Here is a 17660-nt window from a genome sequence, read left to right as displayed (position 1 = left end):
AAAATTAGCTTAACTCTTTGTCACTCTAAATGTAGCAAGTCCACTTAGTCACATTAGACTTCCTTAAACGACAGGAAAATATTATTATAACAGGTGCATCTGGCGTAGGTAAAAGCTATATCGCACAAGCTTTGGGACACCAAAGCTGTATGTTACAACATAAAACACTGTATCAAAATACTGCCAGAATGTTTAAAAGACTAAAACTTTGTAAAATTGATGGAACCTACCTCAGAGAACTTAATAGAATCTTAAAAGTTGAACTTTTAATACTTGATGATTTTGGGCTTCAGAGTTTTGATAATCATGCTCGTGAGGCGTTAATGGATATTATAGATGACAGACATGGAAAATCATCAACTATAATAGCATCACAAATACCTGTGTCAGCTTGGTATGAAACTATAGGAGAAGGTACTATTGCTGATGCCATTTTAGACCGTATCGTCAACTCATCACATAGAATAATGCTCGAAGGTGAATCAATGAGAAAAACCATTTTACAAAATGATAAAAACTAAATTTTAACTATTATTGCAATACTTCTATGAGTGGCACTGTTTGACCGAAATCAGTGGCATGGTCACTCCGAAATAGCCACAATCATCACTTTTTGTGGGTTCTGACTGGCTAAAACAAAATAGTAGAGTTTTTCTTGTTCGTTTTCTATTAGGTAAGCAATAAAACGTTTCTCAATTTCAGCTTCTTTCTTGGCAGGACTTAATGCCTTAAATGTTGTTTTCTTTTTTAGGTTTTTTATGGGTCAAGCAAAAAAGTTGTGGGATTTAGATTTTTACGCATAAATTTTAGATAGTCTGAATAGGAAGAAAGGAACAGATCTTACGCCTCTAAATTGTAGTCTAAAAGTTTTTATTTTAGCATTAAAAGATTCAGCAGAAGCATTGGTACTTCTATTATCAAAGAAATTTAAGATGCTTCGATAATGACTTTGTATTGATCTAGCTACTGTTCCAAAACTTTTACTGAACTCTGATTTTTCTACCTTATCATACCATCTAGCTAGTTTTGTATATGCTACCGCCTTGTCTTTTGTCTTTTGATAAATCGTTGCCAGTTCTCTAGTAAGCTCATAAGCTCGTTCCAAGTTGGGGTATCTTTCAAAGAGTAATTCTGCTCTAAATTTTTGTTTGGCTGTCCATTTGTTAGGGGCTTTAAAGAGTAAATACCTACTTCTAGCTAGTAGTTGTTTGGGAGTATCTCCATTGTCAAGGATATTCGGTTTAAAGTTTTTTCCTGTTTCTTTAGCCAATGCTATTTCATTATTTTCTTGTTCTATGGTTTTCCATCTATACTGTATTCGAATTTCTTGCAAGGCATCATAAGCTCGTTTTTGTACATGAAATCGGTCTGTGACCTGAGTAGCTTTAGGAAAGGCTTTTTTAGCAATCTTTTCCATAGTAGGTGCCATATCCAAAGTGATTTCTTCTACTAAATATCGGTCTTTACTTGGAATTTTCCTTAACACTTCTATGACTCGTTCACTTTGTGTGGTAGCTACTATGGCTACTAAACTGCCTCGTTTTCCTTTACCTGCTTTGTTGGTAATCACTGTATAGAGCTCGCCTTGAGTATGCTACTTCATCAATACTTAAATGAGTTCCTATATTCTTCTTAAAAAGCAGCCATTGGTCGGCATGAGCTAATTGATCCCAAGTCAAAAAGTTACTTAAATGATTGCGATATTGTTCTTCTAATCGCTTGCCGTTAAGGTGATAGTAGGTAGATAAACTTTTACAACTTACTGGAATACTATCTAACAAGCCTCTTTAAAAAAAGAGAGAACTCTTCTGTCATTCGAGTTCCCTTTGCTACCAAATTCCAATCTCTTGAGAATACTTCTGAGGTATCAACATAACCATCGTCTACGTTTTACTTGTAAAAAACAAGCCTTGTTACGTACTGGAAAATCTTGAATATCTACTACTGGGTAAAATCCTTTGGAATGTAATTTACGATGAGATAACTCATCTGGTTGTATAGGTTTTTCTTCTAAAACCAAAGTAAGTTTGTTCGTTGAATCTTTTACCTCTTTAAGTTCAAAGTAATCTAAAATACCTTCGGGTAAAAAATGCTTCAGGAGCTCTTGTGTATGCATTTGAGTTTTTAAACCAAAACTCTAAAAAATTAACCTACTCCACAAACTTTTTGCTTGATCCGTAAAGGGGCTTTGCATAGAATCTATAAGTACCTGTTGAGTAAGTTAAAGATTAGACATTCCAATCAAGTGTGGGCAATGGATATTACCTACATTCCAGTTCAGGGAGGGTATTTGTATTTATGTGCTATTATAGACCTTTACAGTCGTTATGTAGTGGGTTGGTCATTATCCAACACGATGACAAGTAACCGGTGCAGAGAAACCTTACAAGAGGCTATTGAAAAACATGGAAAACCAGAGATTCTCAATACAGATAAGGGGAGTCAGTTTACTGCCTATGAGTTCTGCCATTGGGTAACTCATCCTGATAGAGCCATCAAACTCAGTATGGATGGTAAAGGAAGAGCTATTGATAATATTTTCATTGAACGATTATGGCATAGTGTCAAATACGAACATGTATATTTGTTTCCAGCTAGTGACGGTAGAGAATGTTATAGAGGTTTAAAGGAGTATTTCGAGTATTACAATACACAAAGAATACATCAAAGTATCGGTAATCAACATCCTCAAACCATTTATCAACAAACCCTAAAAATAGCAGCATGAGATATGATGATACTTTGGGGAGTTATTCACAAAAAATGAGAGTTATCAGTCTCCTCCCGGACCCCCCTCTTTCAACATCATTATCTCATTTAAGTTTTAATAAAATCTGTCCTATCAATGGGGGGAATTATACCATCTTTAACATGCTTGTTATGTTCTGCTTCAGAAACTACTTTTACCGTACCATCTGCATAACGAGCTAAGTGAACATCTCCTGATTTTTTACCACTTGCTGAACTTCTTCCACCAGAGATCGAAAAATTCCCTTGATCATCAAACTCAAAACTACAACCTCCATCAGTACAGTCAATTTGCCCAGGCTCCTCCAATTCTGGATGCATCCCTGTAGGATCAGTCAGGTTTACAGGATTGTTTCAGGTATAGGCAAAAGGAGATTTATCCAATTGCATCGGTGCATCTGCCAGTGGGGCCTGACGGTTTGTATACAAACAACCATTGTAGATCACACAACCTCCATGTAAAACAATATACCGGGTAGGATATTTAAGACTAAGCTTGCGTAATTTCTTTAAGGATATTTTTTCTTTCATAAACACAACAATTTAAAATAAGAAAGAGGCCACACCACAAAAAAGTGTGGAACTCTTTCTTCATGAAAAGGAAAAAAGTTTTTTATTCTTAACAAATCTTTGTTACATACATTATATTTTACTTTTCAACCTACACTTTTTACGATTCCTTAAAAACATTAAGATTATAAAAACAAGTATTAAAATTATTGGAAATATAATTCTTGTTAAAATAAAAAGATGCTCCACTGCCATAGTCTCTCCATCATATATAGTAGTTCCCCTAATTCTTTTTATAATCTCGTAGATTTTATCTAATAAAAAATCACGGGTGAATAAAAGTAAAATCATTATGACTAGAGTAATTAATAAACTTTTTAATATTATTTTAATCATTTTACTTAGCTTAAAAATATTATTTCATTTCCCAAAAGTATACTCTTTTAGATTTTGTTAAATCTGACATATCAAAAAATGCTTCTGAAGTTCCGGGAAAAGTTCTTCTAATCCAAGTAAGAAAAGTTCCAATACTTTCCAATTCATTTTTATTCCATAAATCAATATGATCTCCTGTCCTTGAAGTTTGCCCTTTTCTTACCCAAAAATCTTCGAAATAAATTACTCCTGTTTTACCTCTGACATAGTCTGCATAATTTGAACCGTTGAGAACTTTTACTTTTCCTACACCGTTAATATTATTTTTTAGGAGCCATTTGGCAAGTTCCGTTGCTCTGATGGCATGCGATCCATTTTCTACATCGCACCCCCAACAGGTAGCACCTTCAAATTTTACTAATTTTATCTCAGATTTTCTTAACGCTTCACTAAGATTTATTGCACAATAATTGCTAAAACATTCATTTCCTTTTTTATCAAAATGAGAATGTTTAATATCACTGAAATTATCTCGTAATTTATCAAAACTTAACTTAGATTGAAGAGCATTTAGAGTAAAATCCTTAATATTTTCTTCTTTAACACCATTTTCTACATGTTTGTTATATTCTTCTTCGGAAACTACTTTTACCGTACCATCTGCATAACGAGCTAAGTGAACATCTCCTGATTTTTTACCACTTGCTGAACTTCTTCCACCAGAGATCGAAAAATTCCCTTGATCATCAAACTCAAAACTACAACCTCCATCAGTACAGTCAATTTGCCCAGGCTCCTCCAATTCTGGATGCATCCCTGTAGGATCAGTCAGGTTTATAGGATTGTTCCAGGTATAGGCAAAAGGAGATTTATCCAATTGCATCGGTGCATCTGCCAGTGGGGCCTGACGGTTTGTATACAAACAACCATTGTAGATCACACAACCTCCATGTAAAACAATATACCGGGTGGGATATTTACGACTAAGCTTGTGTAACTTCTTTAATGAGATTTTTTCTTTCATAACAATATGATTTACTTATGACAAGTAAGCCACAGCTAGATACTTACTAACTATGGCCTACTTTGTTACTATTTACTTTTTGTTAATCACTTATACTGGCACTACTAGCACTCGTTACAAACGAACGCTAGGATTTTTACTGCCTATACTACTTAAGAAACTATTTTTTCTCCTACATATCTTCCAATAGAAGATAGCCACACTAACGCGTATGCGATTGGATCATTTTCATTATTAATAATTCTTAATAAATTATCCCAATCTTCCGAAAGTTGTCCCATATCGAGATTGGCTGGTTCTTTTTCCAACCTATATCTTTCTTCTTCAGGAATATTCCAGTAAAAATCTTTTTGAATTTCAACTTCTTCTATACCACTATCTTTGATATGATCAAATATCTTGTTAAATCCTTTTTGTATATCTATTATTTTGACTTTCATTTTATCTCTATTTTCTTGATTTCGTTTTTAAATTTTTGAATTTCCCGACTCAGTTTTTGAATCCTTGTATTTATAATTTTTTTCCTTAGACTAGGAGGAGCAGTCTTTAAAAATCCTTTATTATCATATTTATCAGGATTTCGTTTATAATTTTTTAATTTTTTCTTATGTATTTTGATTTGTCTTTTTAGAGACCTAATAGCTTTCAATTGAGATTTAGCCAATTTAGCAGCTTTTTTTAATTTAAATAATCTTTGTAACCACGAACCTATTTTTATCAAACTCCCTACACTTATATACTCAAGAACACCAGGCCCGCCAACTACTGTTTCTGATTTGGTCAATTTCGTCGCTAAATAACCATTAATAAGGAAGAAACCTTCATTTAAATCTTCTTGCACAATTGTATTACCGGGTGTATAAGTAACTCCTTCTCTCTCTGTTCCTATAATCTTTAAGTCGCTAGATGTTCCATCCCAATTATCAGGATCATTAACTAAATATATATTAGGGTCTCCGTCATCAACATGCTTTATTATCTTTCCGGTTGAATCAACGTATGTCGATGTAACATATATGGGGCCGTGTTCATCAACTTTATTCCCAATATATCCATCTAAATCACTACCTGATCCGCCCGCAGTTAAAGAAGAATACATATCTTCATTCCAGTCCGGATGCATCCCGGTGGAGTCTGTAAGATTTATTGGATTGTTCCAAGTATAGGCAAAAGGAGATTTATCCAATTGTATCGGTGCATCTGCCAGTGGGTCAACATTAAAAAAGCGTCCAATAGCCGGGTCATAATTCCTGGCTCCGTAATCATACCAGTCCAAACCTAATTCTTCATTGAGCTCCTTACCGTTGTATTTATAGTTATTTTGTGTACCAATCACCGCATTATTGTACCCTTTGTGCTGTAACCCAAAGGGATAGACGTTTATGCGTTTTTTTTAATAATAGCCCATTTTTTATCGCTTATACCTGACAAAAACAGATTTTTTTAAGAACGTCCTCACTTCATGACCATTGTAAATATATGATTTTATGATTAAATCCGCACTCCAAAAACCCAGTATTTTCGTTCCTCAAAACCCCTGTGTTTTTTCCGTTTCCTTTCCCTCGATATTTGTACATAATTGGCATTATAATACAAATTCAGGAGTTTACTATTTGATCGGTTCTTCGCTTGTAAGTTATAATGTAAATTATGTAAAATACTCCAGGCTCATAGCTACCTGAGCGCACAGTGGAACTAAGATTGATGATAATAGCTTTGATTTTTAAGTAAAAAAGTCGTATTTTAGCTACGACGTCTTAGAGGACTAAAATCGTTTGCTAAGTAAGAAGTTATCTTTTAATTAGGTAGCTTCTTTTTTTATGCTCTTTGTGAAGACTAGCGCCCTTCGGTTGCTTCATTTTAATACTTGTCGATTTTTCCCCTGGCTTTTTTCCACCTCTAAAAAATCGCCAATTATTAAAACGGTTTACCTCCGTTTTAAAAAGATGAGGATTTATAGAAAGGGTTATAGCAGGGAGATAAATCGTCAGCTTTTTAAAACCGACAAGCGATAGTGCGTTCAGCATCGGAACTACATCGTTTATGGTAAGTTCTTCCCTCTGTGATATCTCAAGTGTTTTCCGTACTGATTTTAAAAACTGTAAACTCATTTTAGGATTGATTCCGGGTTGTAAATCTATTTTAGGATTTAGCTAAAAAAACGGTCAACTCATTTCAGGATAATAGCCCACTATGTATTTCCCTTTTTTTGATTTAACCGTACTGTTTATAGAGGCCAACGCCGATTGAGTGTTCTGCGTTGTACGCAAAACCAGCGCAGCGAAAGCGCAGCGCCAAAGCCGACGTGGACACATTGTCTGCGAACGATTAAGTGAGCAGCGTGGACGCGCCACAAGCATTTTTTTTCTCCTTATTATAAAAATAATAAATCGATTAAAAAAAAATGCGCAGTAGGCTTTGGCACCAGCGGCTGCGCCCGATAAGCAGCGGTGGATTTTTGTAGGCGACCCATAGGAGCCGTCAGCAAAAATACAGAGGAGCTGCGAGTGAGCGGAGCAGAAGCAGGGAGGCAGCAGCTTTTTTTTGGACAAAAACGGCTGTAAGCCGATGTATTTTTTTTTGGCCAAAAAAAAGTGCTGCACAGAGGGGCGTAGCGAACACCTTCAATTCCGTTAAATGATGATACACCGTACTTTTGGCTTTTCTAAGTTGTAAGGCAACTTCTTTACTGGTAAAGACACGATCGTAAAATTGCCAATGAATTTCATGGTAAAACCAACGTGTAGAAGCATTCAATAAAATATCTTGTTCTTTAAGTTTTAGTTCGTTTTGTAAAAAATAAATAGCATTGTTTAAGTCTTCTCTCACAGTATACAATCTCCCATATTTATCTTGGTCTCTGTGCAACTCATTTAAAATCGTAAAATTAGCGGTCGTTTCTTTAATCAACTCTAAATGTACTTTGCTAAAACTACCTGTTTTTTCTAATAATTTATGATAAGGATTGAGTACCACTCGTTTGGGGTAAATAAGTTTAATCAATAAATTAAAATCTTTAATGTGGTATTTTCTGTACTTGATTTTTTCAATTTTTACGTAGCGTTTTACTGCCTGCTTTTTGTAACTGGTGTTCATGATTATTGTAATTAAAAAATTAAATTGTGTACGTGTGGAATTGTTTAAAAGCAGAAGTTATTTACTTTTAAAAAGATGATTTCTATAGCAATTTTTTATTTCTCTTATTTATTCTTGTTATGGAATGGGTGCATAACATTTTGTCGTTTTAAGCAGCTTTATTTTTCTCAGTACAGATTAGGTTAACTACTTTGTTCCATTTATCACTCAGTTTAGTTGTTCTTAATGTGAGCATATTTTGAGCTCCAATTTTAGACCAACGTTGTCCAGAGAGTTTCATTCTTTTTTGAACAACCTCCCTGTTAGCTGCTTCTATGGCTCCAGATCCTATAATACCTGCTCCTGTATTTTGATATTGCTGATAGTCCATACGCGACCTATTTTCGGTATAATATGTGATAAGTTGGCTTTGTTGTTTACGTTGATTTTGCTTTGTCAATTCTAAGTTTTTGATATTCTCAATGACTTGATTTACTTGACTGTTTTTTAGTAGTTGCTCCTGTTGACCAACCCAACTGTTATATGACTCTTGATTAGAGAGACAAACCTTAGCAAAATCGTGTAAATGTTCTAAAGCATGATACCAATCCAATATTTGTGTGGCAAAAGGGTAATGTTGATCTACCCATTTCCATATCCATCTAGCACCATCACCAACAAAAATCAGTCGCTTATCAATACTCCTGTAACAGCCTAAGTATCTATCCATTCTATCTGTAAACTTATCAGCTTTGCCTAAATATGCTTCATACAACGAATGGCGTATCCATCCACGTTTATTTGATATGTCCATACAGCTACTCTGTTTAAAAATTCTGCCTAATTTTACTTCTTTCCAAGCCTCTTCCCGAGTGAAAAGCATCGACCCATCGACCATAGCATATATGCACTCTTGGTTATCTACCTTAAGAATATCAGGTTCAACGGCATCAACCTCCAATACTTTTTCTTGCTCTAATAAACCACCATAAAAGTCTGTGACTCTGTAAAGCTGCATCGCATTGACTGAAACACCTAGAAGATTCGATAAAACTTCATGACCATCTCCATAACAATCGTTTTGACCAATATAAATCATTTTGTCTTGCATATAGGGACTTATCTTAAATCCATTGACTTTTTCACTAAAGGGATGAGTGTTGTTAATCTCTATCTTTCCGTAACGTGATAAGTTTTTTTTTACGCCTGTCTTTAGATGGTTCGCTTATACTTCTCTCTAAAACCTCTCGACCATAGTCCGTCCATATTTGATCAAAAGTCTTTTCGTAATCATAGTAACTCTTTATGTTTGATAATTTTGCTATCGCTTGATAACGCTTCTTGGCTTGGGCTAAAAATTCCTCTTCGCTAATCATAATGGTGTCGCTTTTAAAAGTTAATCCTTAAAAATAACTATTTCGCGACAAAATGTTATGCACCCTTATGGAATTCTGGAACGCTACTACTTTATTTACTGTATATCAACGTTTTAACCGTTCCAAAAGCGTTCCTTTTCCGTTCCAAAGCGTTCCAAAGTAATTGCCTTTTTAGGTATTCTTCTTAAATGCTTGGATTTGTTTGTATAAATAATCTCTTATTTCTGTTCGTAATTTTTCTATATTATCCCAATACCCTATTTTATAACTAAAGGTATTTCTGCTTCCTGTATGGGTTTTTGTAATGTATTCCAGTTCCTGTAATTCTGTAAAATAACGAAAGAGCTGTGTTTTACTAATTCTAAATTCTTGTCGGATTTCTCTTTGTATAAAGTCAGTTTCAGATAAACTCTTTCCTATTTTCTTGGCTTTTTTAGTAATGTATTCTTTTAAGTTTTCATAGAACTGTCGTAGGATTCCATCGAGTTCATCGGTTTTTAATACAATGCTTTCAAACATGAGATCTACCGCCAGTTCTAGATCTTCTAGTTCTGTGATTAGCGTTTGTGGTTCTTGTGTATCTGCGGAGATTCTCTGCCGATTGTATTGATGTAGTAAAGTTATTTGCTCTATAAAATCATGTAGCATTTGCGTTAATCTTCTACGTTGTTGGGTGGTTTTTGGTAAATGCAATCGGTAGTTATTTTGTACAGCATAGGGTTTTAATAAACTCACTAAGTTTTGGATTTCACGTATAGCCTGTTGTTCCTGCTGTTCTGTGATGCCTTTGGATGCTTTTGAAGCCATATATTCCAACACCTTTTCTGTTTGTGCTTCGCTCTCATCAATGGCAATGGTAAATACTCTACTTTGGTTGTCTTCATACAATCTAAATTTTGTAGTAGCCACTAAGGAAGCAATCGGACCGTAGACCCATTTTTCTCCGCTTTTTATCTCGCCTGTCATTTCGTTTTTTAAACTCACACTGCTACTTAATTGTCCATTGCTTTGCAATTCTCTCCATGCCAATTGCGCTTCTTCTGCCAGTCCATCGTAATCTTCTAAAATAATTCCACAATGTTGCAAGTCGTAACTCCCATAATTATAAAAACTTTTCTCACTAACTCTGGTAAAGCGTTTGATTTTTTGTTGGTTAAACATACAGTCGGCCACTTTTTTTATTAAATGACTTTTGCCACTTCCCGAAGTTCCTTGAACCATAGCGTGTAAAGTATGATGCATTTGATGGCTCAATAAAATGGTAAATAAAAAAAGGGCTTTTTTCTCTTCGCCCACAATACCTGTATTTTGTAATTTTTGAGTGAGGATTTTTGTTAGGTTTTTATCCTTTAAAAGTAAAAGAGCTGCTTGTTTTTCTTGATTGGTAAGTTCTCTTAACGTTGGTTTTTCATCTTGTTGTTCCTGGGCAATTTCAACTTGCTGTAATCGGTGGTTTTCTAAACCCTCTGTGAGGGTATTTAAAGCCTTTCTTATAAAACTTGTACCCGTTTCTAGTTTCTCTGCACAGGTTCTTACAAACTTTTCTATGCGGTCGCCGTGGTATAAATCTAAAGTATTTCTAACGGGTATCTGATTGGGATTGTGTTTGCTTTTTACCACTAACGTAACTCGAAGTGCGCCTAGATTTTTTGTATCTAATTTGCCTAATACTTGGATGTTTAGATGTTCGTCTTGGTAAATTGTTTTATGAGTTTCAATATTTAAAGTGTAGTCTTTTTGTGGTTGTTTTGTAGATATTACCTGTATTCGTTTTTCAAAAAACTGGGTAACGATTTCTGAAGTATGACTGTCCAATAAAGAATTAATATCCTCGCCATCTAAGGTGGGTACTTTGCTAATCTGTAATTTTGGATATTGTTTAGCAAATTCTTTGCCATATTTCTCGGTGGCTTTTTTACCTGCATCATCGCCATCTAACCACAGGATAATTTCTTGTAAATGTTCTAATTGGCTTACCGCCTCGGTATGTTGTGGTGTGATGCCATTTGTACCGTACGCTGTTAAAATTGCCGTATCTCTTGGAAGTGTAAAATGCTGTTGCAAGGTCGCTGCATCAATAATACTTTCTGTAATGATTAATTTCTTTGTTGTTGCAGGTGGATATTTTGGATACAGACCTTGTCTGTTTTTGGTGTAAAAATGTTTGTAATTACCTGTCGATGCTATCGACCTTCCGTATAGACTTACAATGTTCCCATCTTTGTTTTTTAGAGGAAAAATAACACAGTGCTTTAAAGAGTTGTAATCTTTGCCTTTGTTAAAAGCTGCTTCTAAAAGTTTGTAATCTAAATGACGACTCTCTAAATAAGTTCTTGCGTTGCTACTTTGTTTTAATTTCGGTTGTAGTTTTTTAAAGAGTGCTTCGTAATTCATGCTTGTTTTTACTGGAGTAGTTTTGGGAGTTTCCACAACATTTGCATACGGCTTTAACCATTCTAAGGTTTTAGGCAATTCCCAAGAATAGAACTTTTGTACCAAATCTATTACGTCCATCGTTCCTGCAGAACAGTTTCCACTAAAACAAGTAACAATTTGTTTTTCTCTGGAAAACATCAAGCTCGGTTTTTTATCTTTATGAAACGGACATAAACAAGCACCGTTCTTTTCTATTTTTAAACCTAGTTCTTTTCCTATTTCTAAAATATCCAACTCCTTTTTAAATGTTCCAATGTCCATTGTTGATAAATAATTTAATATTCAAAAGTATTAAAATAATACCTTTAATTATTAATTAGATATGTTCTGTGTGTATTATTTTGTTAACAATACGTATTAAAAAGTCTTTGTTTTAGTACATTTGAATAACTTTTTTACTGTTAATAAAACTTAAAAGTATTATGAATGATATTGGAACAAGAATAAAGATATTAAGGAAAAAACATGATTTTACACAATCTCAATTAGCAGAAAAAGTAGGTTTAACCTATGTTCAAATTGGACGATATGAAAAAAGAGGCGCAATTCCTTCTTCAGAAGTCATTAGTAAATTAGCTACAGCACTGAACACTACTGTAGATTTTCTTATTAACGGGAATGAAAATATATCAGAAAATCATTTATCTAATAATAAAATATTAAACCTATTTAAAAAAATAGAAACGCTAAATGAAAAAGACAAAGAAATGATTATTACTTTTCTAGATGCTTTTATTACAAAAAAACAAATACAACAAATTGTAGCTTAAAAATAAACTTTAAAATATTGCAAAATGGAAAATACAATTACTTATCCTGCTAATACCACTATAGAAGAAAAGGCTAAAATTTGGGCGGAGCATTATAATAATGTAATAGAACCTGGACATGGAGTGTTTCTTGATTTTAAACAGGTACCTGAATTTGAAAAACCTTGTATTGATTATATCACCAAACGCTTTGGATGGATATTAGAAAAACCTTATTTTATTAGAAAACCCAAGTTAATATAAAAAAGCATACTTCTAAAAATAGAAAACCACTCTGTTTCCAAAGTGGCTTCTCTATTTTAATTACGCTAAATCAGGAGACTTTGCCAGCGGGGCTTTTTTAGAAAACTATCCTAATACTGTAACTTCAAATCTCCACTTTTCCATTCATCCAAAGTTATTTGTGCATTAAAAGAAAAATGTGTAATATTCTTCTTTGAGATAGAAGTTAATAACTTAATCGCTTCATTTTCATGATTTTCAAGCAAATAGGTTGCAGCCCACAATTGAACACTAACGTTCTCATTGTTTAAAAGTTGTAATAATTCATGAATTGCGTCATTCTCATTTAAGTATTTTGCAGCATCTACTATTTTATAATAATTCTTGTTTCCAACTTTATAATTACCTTCTTCTGATGCTTTTCCATGTTCAATGGATGCTCCTTTAAATATATCAATCGCATTTTCTAAACTATCTATTTTCATAATTATCTAATTTCTCTATTATTGAGGAGGTTTCCAACCAAATTCTTTTAATTTCCGAACTCCATAGTCACGTTGGTATTCAAAACTCTTTGTATTCAACCATTGACGAACTGTTTTGCCATTTGTAAATGCTTGTTTTGAACTGTAATGCCCAGAAATTTTCGCATGTATGGTTCCTTTTCCATGGGATAATTTCATCACGTTATTCGTATTATGAATAGCTTCTGGTCCAAACTTGGCTATGTTAGCAGGATTCTGTTCTACGATGTGATGCCATGCTTTTCCTTTTCCCGCTGGTCCCAATGCCTTTTTAAAAGCTGAGAACGATTTAAATCCCTTCTTAGCAAATTTAAACTCGGCTCCAGGACCTGGTTCTAAAAGAGCAAATAGGAAAATGCCAAAAAAGTGACCGAATTCTTCTGAGCGTTTTACTGATGTTATGTTCTTTACTTCTAAAGTTTGAAGACCAGCTTTTAAAATACCTGTTCCTGTATCTTTTAAAGCCCTTTTATACCTTGCTTGTGAGTCTGAGTTAGTATAATATGCTAAACGTAGTAAATAATAATAATAGTAATCATCAAATGTTTTACATTCTGGGCAAGGGTCTTGAGATTCAGAATTGCTTGTTCCTGAATTATTACTTGTGCCTGAATTACTACTTGAAGAAGAAGAATTCTGACTAGTAGATATTCCACTACTTTGATCAATACTATTATGCCAATCTTCATCTTGAGCTACATTAGAAGCATGCCATTCCTCCATTGACTGACTATCTGCCCCACTAGGATCTGCCCAAAAGACAGGATTATTATCAAAAGCAACACTTGTACTTTGTGAATAGTGTGTTACAGGATCTATTCCATTAAATCTTGCAATGGCTGGGTCATACATTCTCACATCCATCTCCATTAAATCAAGTCCTAAACTTTCATTTAATTCAACTCCATTGAATCCAAACTTCTGCGCTACACTATTCCCATTAGAACTAACTACATTATTATACCCTTTTTGTTTAAGCCCAAAGGGATAGACGTTTATGCGTTTTTTTTAATAAAAGCCCATTTTTTATCGCTTATACCTGACAAAAACAGATTTTTTTAAGAACGTCCTCACTTCATGACCATTGTAAATATATGATTTTATGATTAAATCCGCACTCCAAAAACCCAGTATTTTCGTTCCTCAAAACCCCTGTGTTTTTTCCGTTTCCTTTCCCTCGATATTTGTACATAATTGGCATTATAATACAAATTCAGGAGTTTACTATTTGATCGGTTCTTCGCTTGTAAGTTATAATGTAAATTATGTAAAATACTCCAGGCTCATAGCTACCTGAGCGCACAGTGGAACTAAGATTGATGATAATAGCTTTGATTTTTAAGTAAAAAAGTCGTATTTTAGCTACGACGTCTTAGAGGACTAAAATCGTTTGCTAAGTAAGAAGTTATCTTTTAATTAGGTAGCTTCTTTTTTTATGCTCTTTGTGAAGACTAGCGCCCTTCGGTTGCTTCATTTTAATACTTGTCGATTTTTCCCCTGGCTTTTTTCCACCTCTAAAAAATCGCCAATTATTAAAACGGTTTACCTCCGTTTTAAAAAGATGAGGATTTATAGAAAGGGTTATAGCAGGGAGATAAATCGTCAGCTTTTTAAAACCGACAAGCGATAGTGCGTTCAGCATCGGAACTACATCGTTTATGGTAAGTTCTTCCCTCTGTGATATCTCAAGTGTTTTCCGTACTGATTTTAAAAACTGTAAACTCATTTTAGGATTGATTCCGGGTTGTAAATCTATTTTAGGATTTAGCTAAAAAAACGGTCAACTCATTTCAGGATAATAGCCCACTATGTATTTCCCTTTTTTTGATTTAACCGTACTGTTTATAGAGGCCAACGCCGATTGAGTGTTCTGCGTTGTACGCAAAACCAGCGCAGCGAAAGCGCAGCGCCAAAGCCGACGTGGACACATTGTCTGCGAACGATTAAGTGAGCAGCGTGGACGCGCCACAAGCATTTTTTTTCTCCTTATTATAAAAATAATAAATCGATTAAAAAAAAATGCGCAGTAGGCTTTGGCACCAGCGGCTGCGCCCGATAAGCAGCGGTGGATTTTTGTAGGCGACCCATAGGAGCCTAACAAAAATACAGAGGAGCTGCGAGTGAGCGGAGCAGAAGCAGGGAGGCAGCAGCTTTTTTTTGGACAAAAACGGCTGTAAGCCGATGTATTTTTTTTTGGCCAAAAAAAAGTGCTGCACAGAGGGGCGTAGCGAACACCTTCAATTCCGTTAAATGATGATACACCGTACTTTTGGCTTTTCTAAGTTGTAAGGCAACTTCTTTACTGGTAAAGACACGATCGTAAAATTGCCAATGAATTTCATGGTAAAACCAACGTGTAGAAGCATTCAATAAAATATCTTGTTCTTTAAGTTTTAGTTCGTTTTGTAAAAAATAAATAGCATTGTTTAAGTCTTCTCTCACAGTATACAATCTCCCATATTTATCTTGGTCTCTGTGCAACTCATTTAAAATCGTAAAATTAGCGGTCGTTTCTTTAATCAACTCTAAATGTACTTTGCTAAAACTACCTGTTTTTTCTAATAATTTATGATAAGGATTGAGTACCACTCGTTTGGGGTAAATAAGTTTAATCAATAAATTAAAATCTTTAATGTGGTATTTTCTGTACTTGATTTTTTCAATTTTTACGTAGCGTTTTACTGCCTGCTTTTTGTAACTGGTGTTCATGATTATTGTAATTAAAAAATTAAATTGTGTACGTGTGGAATTGTTTAAAAGCAGAAGTTATTTACTTTTAAAAAGATGATTTCTATAGCAATTTTTTATTTCTCTTATTTATTCTTGTTATGGAATTCTGGAACGCTACTACTTTATTTACTGTATATCAACGTTTTAACCGTTCCAAAAGCGTTCCTTTTCCGTTCCAAAGCGTTCCAAAGTAATTGCCTTTTTAGGTATTCTTCTTAAATGCTTGGATTTGTTTGTATAAATAATCTCTTATTTCTGTTCGTAATTTTTCTATATTATCCCAATACCCTATTTTATAACTAAAGGTATTTCTGCTTCCTGTATGGGTTTTTGTAATGTATTCCAGTTCCTGTAATTCTGTAAAATAACGAAAGAGCTGTGTTTTACTAATTCTAAATTCTTGTCGGATTTCTCTTTGTATAAAGTCAGTTTCAGATAAACTCTTTCCTATTTTCTTGGCTTTTTTAGTAATGTATTCTTTTAAGTTTTCATAGAACTGTCGTAGGATTCCATCGAGTTCATCGGTTTTTAATACAATGCTTTCAAACATGAGATCTACCGCCAGTTCTAGATCTTCTAGTTCTGTGATTAGCGTTTGTGGTTCTTGTGTATCTGCGGAGATTCTCTGCCGATTGTATTGATGTAGTAAAGTTATTTGCTCTATAAAATCATGTAGCATTTGCGTTAATCTTCTACGTTGTTGGGTGGTTTTTGGTAAATGCAATCGGTAGTTATTTTGTACAGCATAGGGTTTTAATAAACTCACTAAGTTTTGGATTTCACGTATAGCCTGTTGTTCCTGCTGTTCTGTGATGCCTTTGGATGCTTTTGAAGCCATATATTCCAACACCTTTTCTGTTTGTGCTTCGCTCTCATCAATGGCAATGGTAAATACTCTACTTTGGTTGTCTTCATACAATCTAAATTTTGTAGTAGCCACTAAGGAAGCAATCGGACCGTAGACCCATTTTTCTCCGCTTTTTATCTCGCCTGTCATTTCGTTTTTTAAACTCACACTGCTACTTAATTGTCCATTGCTTTGCAATTCTCTCCATGCCAATTGCGCTTCTTCTGCCAGTCCATCGTAATCTTCTAAAATAATTCCACAATGTTGCAAGTCGTAACTCCCATAATTATAAAAACTTTTCTCACTAACTCTGGTAAAGCGTTTGATTTTTTGTTGGTTAAACATACAGTCGGCCACTTTTTTTATTAAATGACTTTTGCCACTTCCCGAAGTTCCTTGAACCATAGCGTGTAAAGTATGATGCATTTGATGGCTCAATAAAATGGTAAATAAAAAAAGGGCTTTTTTCTCTTCGCCCACAATACCTGTATTTTGTAATTTTTGAGTGAGGATTTTTGTTAGGTTTTTATCCTTTAAAAGTAAAAGAGCTGCTTGTTTTTCTTGATTGGTAAGTTCTCTTAACGTTGGTTTTTCATCTTGTTGTTCCTGGGCAATTTCAACTTGCTGTAATCGGTGGTTTTCTAAACCCTCTGTGAGGGTATTTAAAGCCTTTCTTATAAAACTTGTACCCGTTTCTAGTTTCTCTGCACAGGTTCTTACAAACTTTTCTATGCGGTCGCCGTGGTATAAATCTAAAGTATTTCTAACGGGTATCTGATTGGGATTGTGTTTGCTTTTTACCACTAACGTAACTCGAAGTGCGCCTAGATTTTTTGTATCTAATTTGCCTAATACTTGGATGTTTAGATGTTCGTCTTGGTAAATTGTTTTATGAGTTTCAATATTTAAAGTGTAGTCTTTTTGTGGTTGTTTTGTAGATATTACCTGTATTCGTTTTTCAAAAAACTGGGTAACGATTTCTGAAGTATGACTGTCCAATAAAGAATTAATATCCTCGCCATC

20 protein-coding genes and 3 pseudogenes are annotated in these 17660 nt (G+C 34.3%); 4 read left to right on the top strand and 19 right to left on the bottom strand.

The features are described 5' to 3' along the window. The first annotated feature begins 38 nt into the window (after nt 1-38). Nucleotides 39-521: pseudogene (locus GKR88_00115) on the top strand (ATP-binding protein). A 272-nt stretch (nt 522-793) separates the two neighbouring features. Here GKR88_00115 and GKR88_00110 read toward each other — a convergent pair. Both GKR88_00110 and GKR88_00105 read right to left on the bottom strand, forming a co-directional pair. Next, a pseudogene (locus GKR88_00110) lies at nt 794-1769 on the bottom strand (DDE transposase). A 1-nt stretch (nt 1770) separates the two neighbouring features. Then, nucleotides 1771-2116: pseudogene (locus GKR88_00105) on the bottom strand (transposase). A gap of 54 nt (nt 2117-2170) precedes the next feature. On the opposite strand from GKR88_00105, the gene GKR88_00100 reads away from it, so the two are divergent. Then, nucleotides 2171-2728 carry an IS3 family transposase gene (locus GKR88_00100; GenBank protein ID QMU62829.1) on the top strand — a complete coding sequence of 186 codons (558 nt, stop codon included), beginning with the start codon at nt 2171-2173 and terminating at the stop codon, nt 2726-2728. A gap of 89 nt (nt 2729-2817) precedes the next feature. Here the strand turns inward: GKR88_00100 and GKR88_00095 are convergent, their stop codons facing one another. The 11 genes from GKR88_00095 to GKR88_00045 all read right to left on the bottom strand — a co-directional run bounded on the left by GKR88_00095 (nt 2818) and on the right by GKR88_00045 (nt 11805). Further along, nucleotides 2818-3069: a hypothetical protein gene (locus GKR88_00095; protein QMU62828.1), complete on the bottom strand. Its 252-nt coding sequence runs from the start codon at nt 3067-3069 to the stop codon at nt 2818-2820. A 33-nt stretch (nt 3070-3102) separates the two neighbouring features. Then, the gene (locus tag GKR88_00090) at nt 3103-3279 is read right to left on the bottom strand and encodes a hypothetical protein (GenBank protein ID QMU62827.1); all 177 of its coding nucleotides are present in this window, start codon (nt 3277-3279) and stop codon (nt 3103-3105) included. A gap of 394 nt (nt 3280-3673) precedes the next feature. Then, the gene (locus tag GKR88_00085; protein QMU62826.1) at nt 3674-4657 is read right to left on the bottom strand and encodes a hypothetical protein; all 984 of its coding nucleotides are present in this window, start codon (nt 4655-4657) and stop codon (nt 3674-3676) included. Nucleotides 4658-4809: 152 nt separating this feature from the next. Next, nucleotides 4810-5097, bottom strand: coding sequence for a hypothetical protein (locus GKR88_00080; protein QMU62825.1), 288 nt, complete (start codon nt 5095-5097; stop codon nt 4810-4812). After that, nucleotides 5094-6041: a hypothetical protein gene (locus GKR88_00075; GenBank protein ID QMU62824.1), complete on the bottom strand. Its 948-nt coding sequence runs from the start codon at nt 6039-6041 to the stop codon at nt 5094-5096. Before GKR88_00075 ends, GKR88_00080 begins: the two co-directional genes overlap by 4 nt. Nucleotides 6042-6447: 406 nt before the next feature. Continuing rightward, a complete protein-coding gene (locus GKR88_00070) occupies nt 6448-6768 on the bottom strand; it encodes a hypothetical protein (protein QMU62823.1) in 321 nt (106 codons plus the stop codon). A 54-nt stretch (nt 6769-6822) separates the two neighbouring features. Continuing rightward, nucleotides 6823-7209 (bottom strand): hypothetical protein, encoded by a 387-nt coding sequence (locus GKR88_00065; GenBank protein QMU62822.1) that lies wholly within the window; start codon nt 7207-7209, stop codon nt 6823-6825. Beyond that, the gene (locus tag GKR88_00060) at nt 7139-7753 is read right to left on the bottom strand and encodes a hypothetical protein (protein ID QMU62821.1); all 615 of its coding nucleotides are present in this window, start codon (nt 7751-7753) and stop codon (nt 7139-7141) included. Before GKR88_00060 ends, GKR88_00065 begins: the two co-directional genes overlap by 71 nt. A gap of 148 nt (nt 7754-7901) precedes the next feature. Then, nucleotides 7902-8843 carry a hypothetical protein gene (locus tag GKR88_00055; protein ID QMU62820.1) on the bottom strand — a complete coding sequence of 314 codons (942 nt, stop codon included), beginning with the start codon at nt 8841-8843 and terminating at the stop codon, nt 7902-7904. 52 nt (nt 8844-8895) lie between these two features. Beyond that, the gene (locus tag GKR88_00050) at nt 8896-9108 is read right to left on the bottom strand and encodes a hypothetical protein (GenBank protein ID QMU62819.1); all 213 of its coding nucleotides are present in this window, start codon (nt 9106-9108) and stop codon (nt 8896-8898) included. 171 nt (nt 9109-9279) lie between these two features. After that, entirely contained in the window at nt 9280-11805 is a 2526-nt protein-coding gene (locus tag GKR88_00045; protein ID QMU62818.1) for a toprim domain-containing protein, read from the bottom strand. Nucleotides 11806-11966: 161 nt separating this feature from the next. On the opposite strand from GKR88_00045, the gene GKR88_00040 reads away from it, so the two are divergent. Together GKR88_00040 and GKR88_00035 are read left to right on the top strand one after the other, a co-directional pair. Beyond that, complete coding sequence (locus GKR88_00040; GenBank protein QMU62817.1) at nt 11967-12314, top strand: helix-turn-helix domain-containing protein; 348 nt, start codon at nt 11967-11969, stop codon at nt 12312-12314. 24 nt (nt 12315-12338) lie between these two features. Continuing rightward, entirely contained in the window at nt 12339-12557 is a 219-nt protein-coding gene (locus tag GKR88_00035; protein ID QMU62816.1) for a hypothetical protein, read from the top strand. Nucleotides 12558-12667: 110 nt separating this feature from the next. Here GKR88_00035 and GKR88_00030 read toward each other — a convergent pair whose 3' ends face one another. From GKR88_00030 to GKR88_00005, 6 genes are all read right to left on the bottom strand, one after another. After that, nucleotides 12668-13021: a DUF2019 domain-containing protein gene (locus tag GKR88_00030; GenBank protein ID QMU62815.1), complete on the bottom strand. Its 354-nt coding sequence runs from the start codon at nt 13019-13021 to the stop codon at nt 12668-12670. An 18-nt stretch (nt 13022-13039) separates the two neighbouring features. Then, complete coding sequence (locus GKR88_00025) at nt 13040-14059, bottom strand: hypothetical protein (protein ID QMU62814.1); 1020 nt, start codon at nt 14057-14059, stop codon at nt 13040-13042. Between the two features lie 406 nt (nt 14060-14465). Next, complete coding sequence (locus tag GKR88_00020; GenBank protein QMU62813.1) at nt 14466-14786, bottom strand: hypothetical protein; 321 nt, start codon at nt 14784-14786, stop codon at nt 14466-14468. Nucleotides 14787-14840: 54 nt separating this feature from the next. Continuing rightward, entirely contained in the window at nt 14841-15161 is a 321-nt protein-coding gene (locus tag GKR88_00015) for a hypothetical protein (protein QMU62812.1), read from the bottom strand. After that, a complete protein-coding gene (locus GKR88_00010) occupies nt 15155-15769 on the bottom strand; it encodes a hypothetical protein (GenBank protein QMU62811.1) in 615 nt (204 codons plus the stop codon). Before GKR88_00010 ends, GKR88_00015 begins: the two co-directional genes overlap by 7 nt. Nucleotides 15770-15992: 223 nt before the next feature. After that, nucleotides 15993-17660 (bottom strand): hypothetical protein (locus tag GKR88_00005; protein ID QMU62810.1); only part of this gene is annotated, 1668 nt, incomplete at its 5' end.

This window comes from Flavobacteriaceae bacterium, assembly GCA_014075215.1.
GTDB lineage: Bacteria > Bacteroidota > Bacteroidia > Flavobacteriales > Flavobacteriaceae > Polaribacter.
This window is presented reverse-complemented; position numbering and strand designations above follow the sequence as displayed.

Excerpts from the sequence above, each read along its gene's own strand:
- GKR88_00095 (QMU62828.1), bottom strand. The coding sequence starts at position 3,069 with ATGCATCCAGAATTGGAGGAGCCTGGGCAAATTGACTGTACTGATGGA.
- GKR88_00090 (QMU62827.1), bottom strand. The coding sequence starts at position 3,279 with ATGAAAGAAAAAATATCCTTAAAGAAATTACGCAAGCTTAGTCTTAAA.
- GKR88_00085 (QMU62826.1), bottom strand. The coding sequence starts at position 4,657 with ATGAAAGAAAAAATCTCATTAAAGAAGTTACACAAGCTTAGTCGTAAA.
- GKR88_00080 (QMU62825.1), bottom strand. The coding sequence starts at position 5,097 with ATGAAAGTCAAAATAATAGATATACAAAAAGGATTTAACAAGATATTT.
- GKR88_00070 (QMU62823.1), bottom strand. The coding sequence starts at position 6,768 with ATGAGTTTACAGTTTTTAAAATCAGTACGGAAAACACTTGAGATATCA.
- GKR88_00060 (QMU62821.1), bottom strand. The coding sequence starts at position 7,753 with ATGAACACCAGTTACAAAAAGCAGGCAGTAAAACGCTACGTAAAAATT.
- GKR88_00055 (QMU62820.1), bottom strand. The coding sequence starts at position 8,843 with ATGCAAGACAAAATGATTTATATTGGTCAAAACGATTGTTATGGAGAT.
- GKR88_00050 (QMU62819.1), bottom strand. The coding sequence starts at position 9,108 with ATGATTAGCGAAGAGGAATTTTTAGCCCAAGCCAAGAAGCGTTATCAA.
- GKR88_00045 (QMU62818.1), bottom strand. The coding sequence starts at position 11,805 with ATGGACATTGGAACATTTAAAAAGGAGTTGGATATTTTAGAAATAGGA.
- GKR88_00040 (QMU62817.1), top strand. The coding sequence starts at position 11,967 with ATGAATGATATTGGAACAAGAATAAAGATATTAAGGAAAAAACATGAT.
- GKR88_00035 (QMU62816.1), top strand. The coding sequence starts at position 12,339 with ATGGAAAATACAATTACTTATCCTGCTAATACCACTATAGAAGAAAAG.
- GKR88_00030 (QMU62815.1), bottom strand. The coding sequence starts at position 13,021 with ATGAAAATAGATAGTTTAGAAAATGCGATTGATATATTTAAAGGAGCA.
- GKR88_00020 (QMU62813.1), bottom strand. The coding sequence starts at position 14,786 with ATGAGTTTACAGTTTTTAAAATCAGTACGGAAAACACTTGAGATATCA.
- GKR88_00010 (QMU62811.1), bottom strand. The coding sequence starts at position 15,769 with ATGAACACCAGTTACAAAAAGCAGGCAGTAAAACGCTACGTAAAAATT.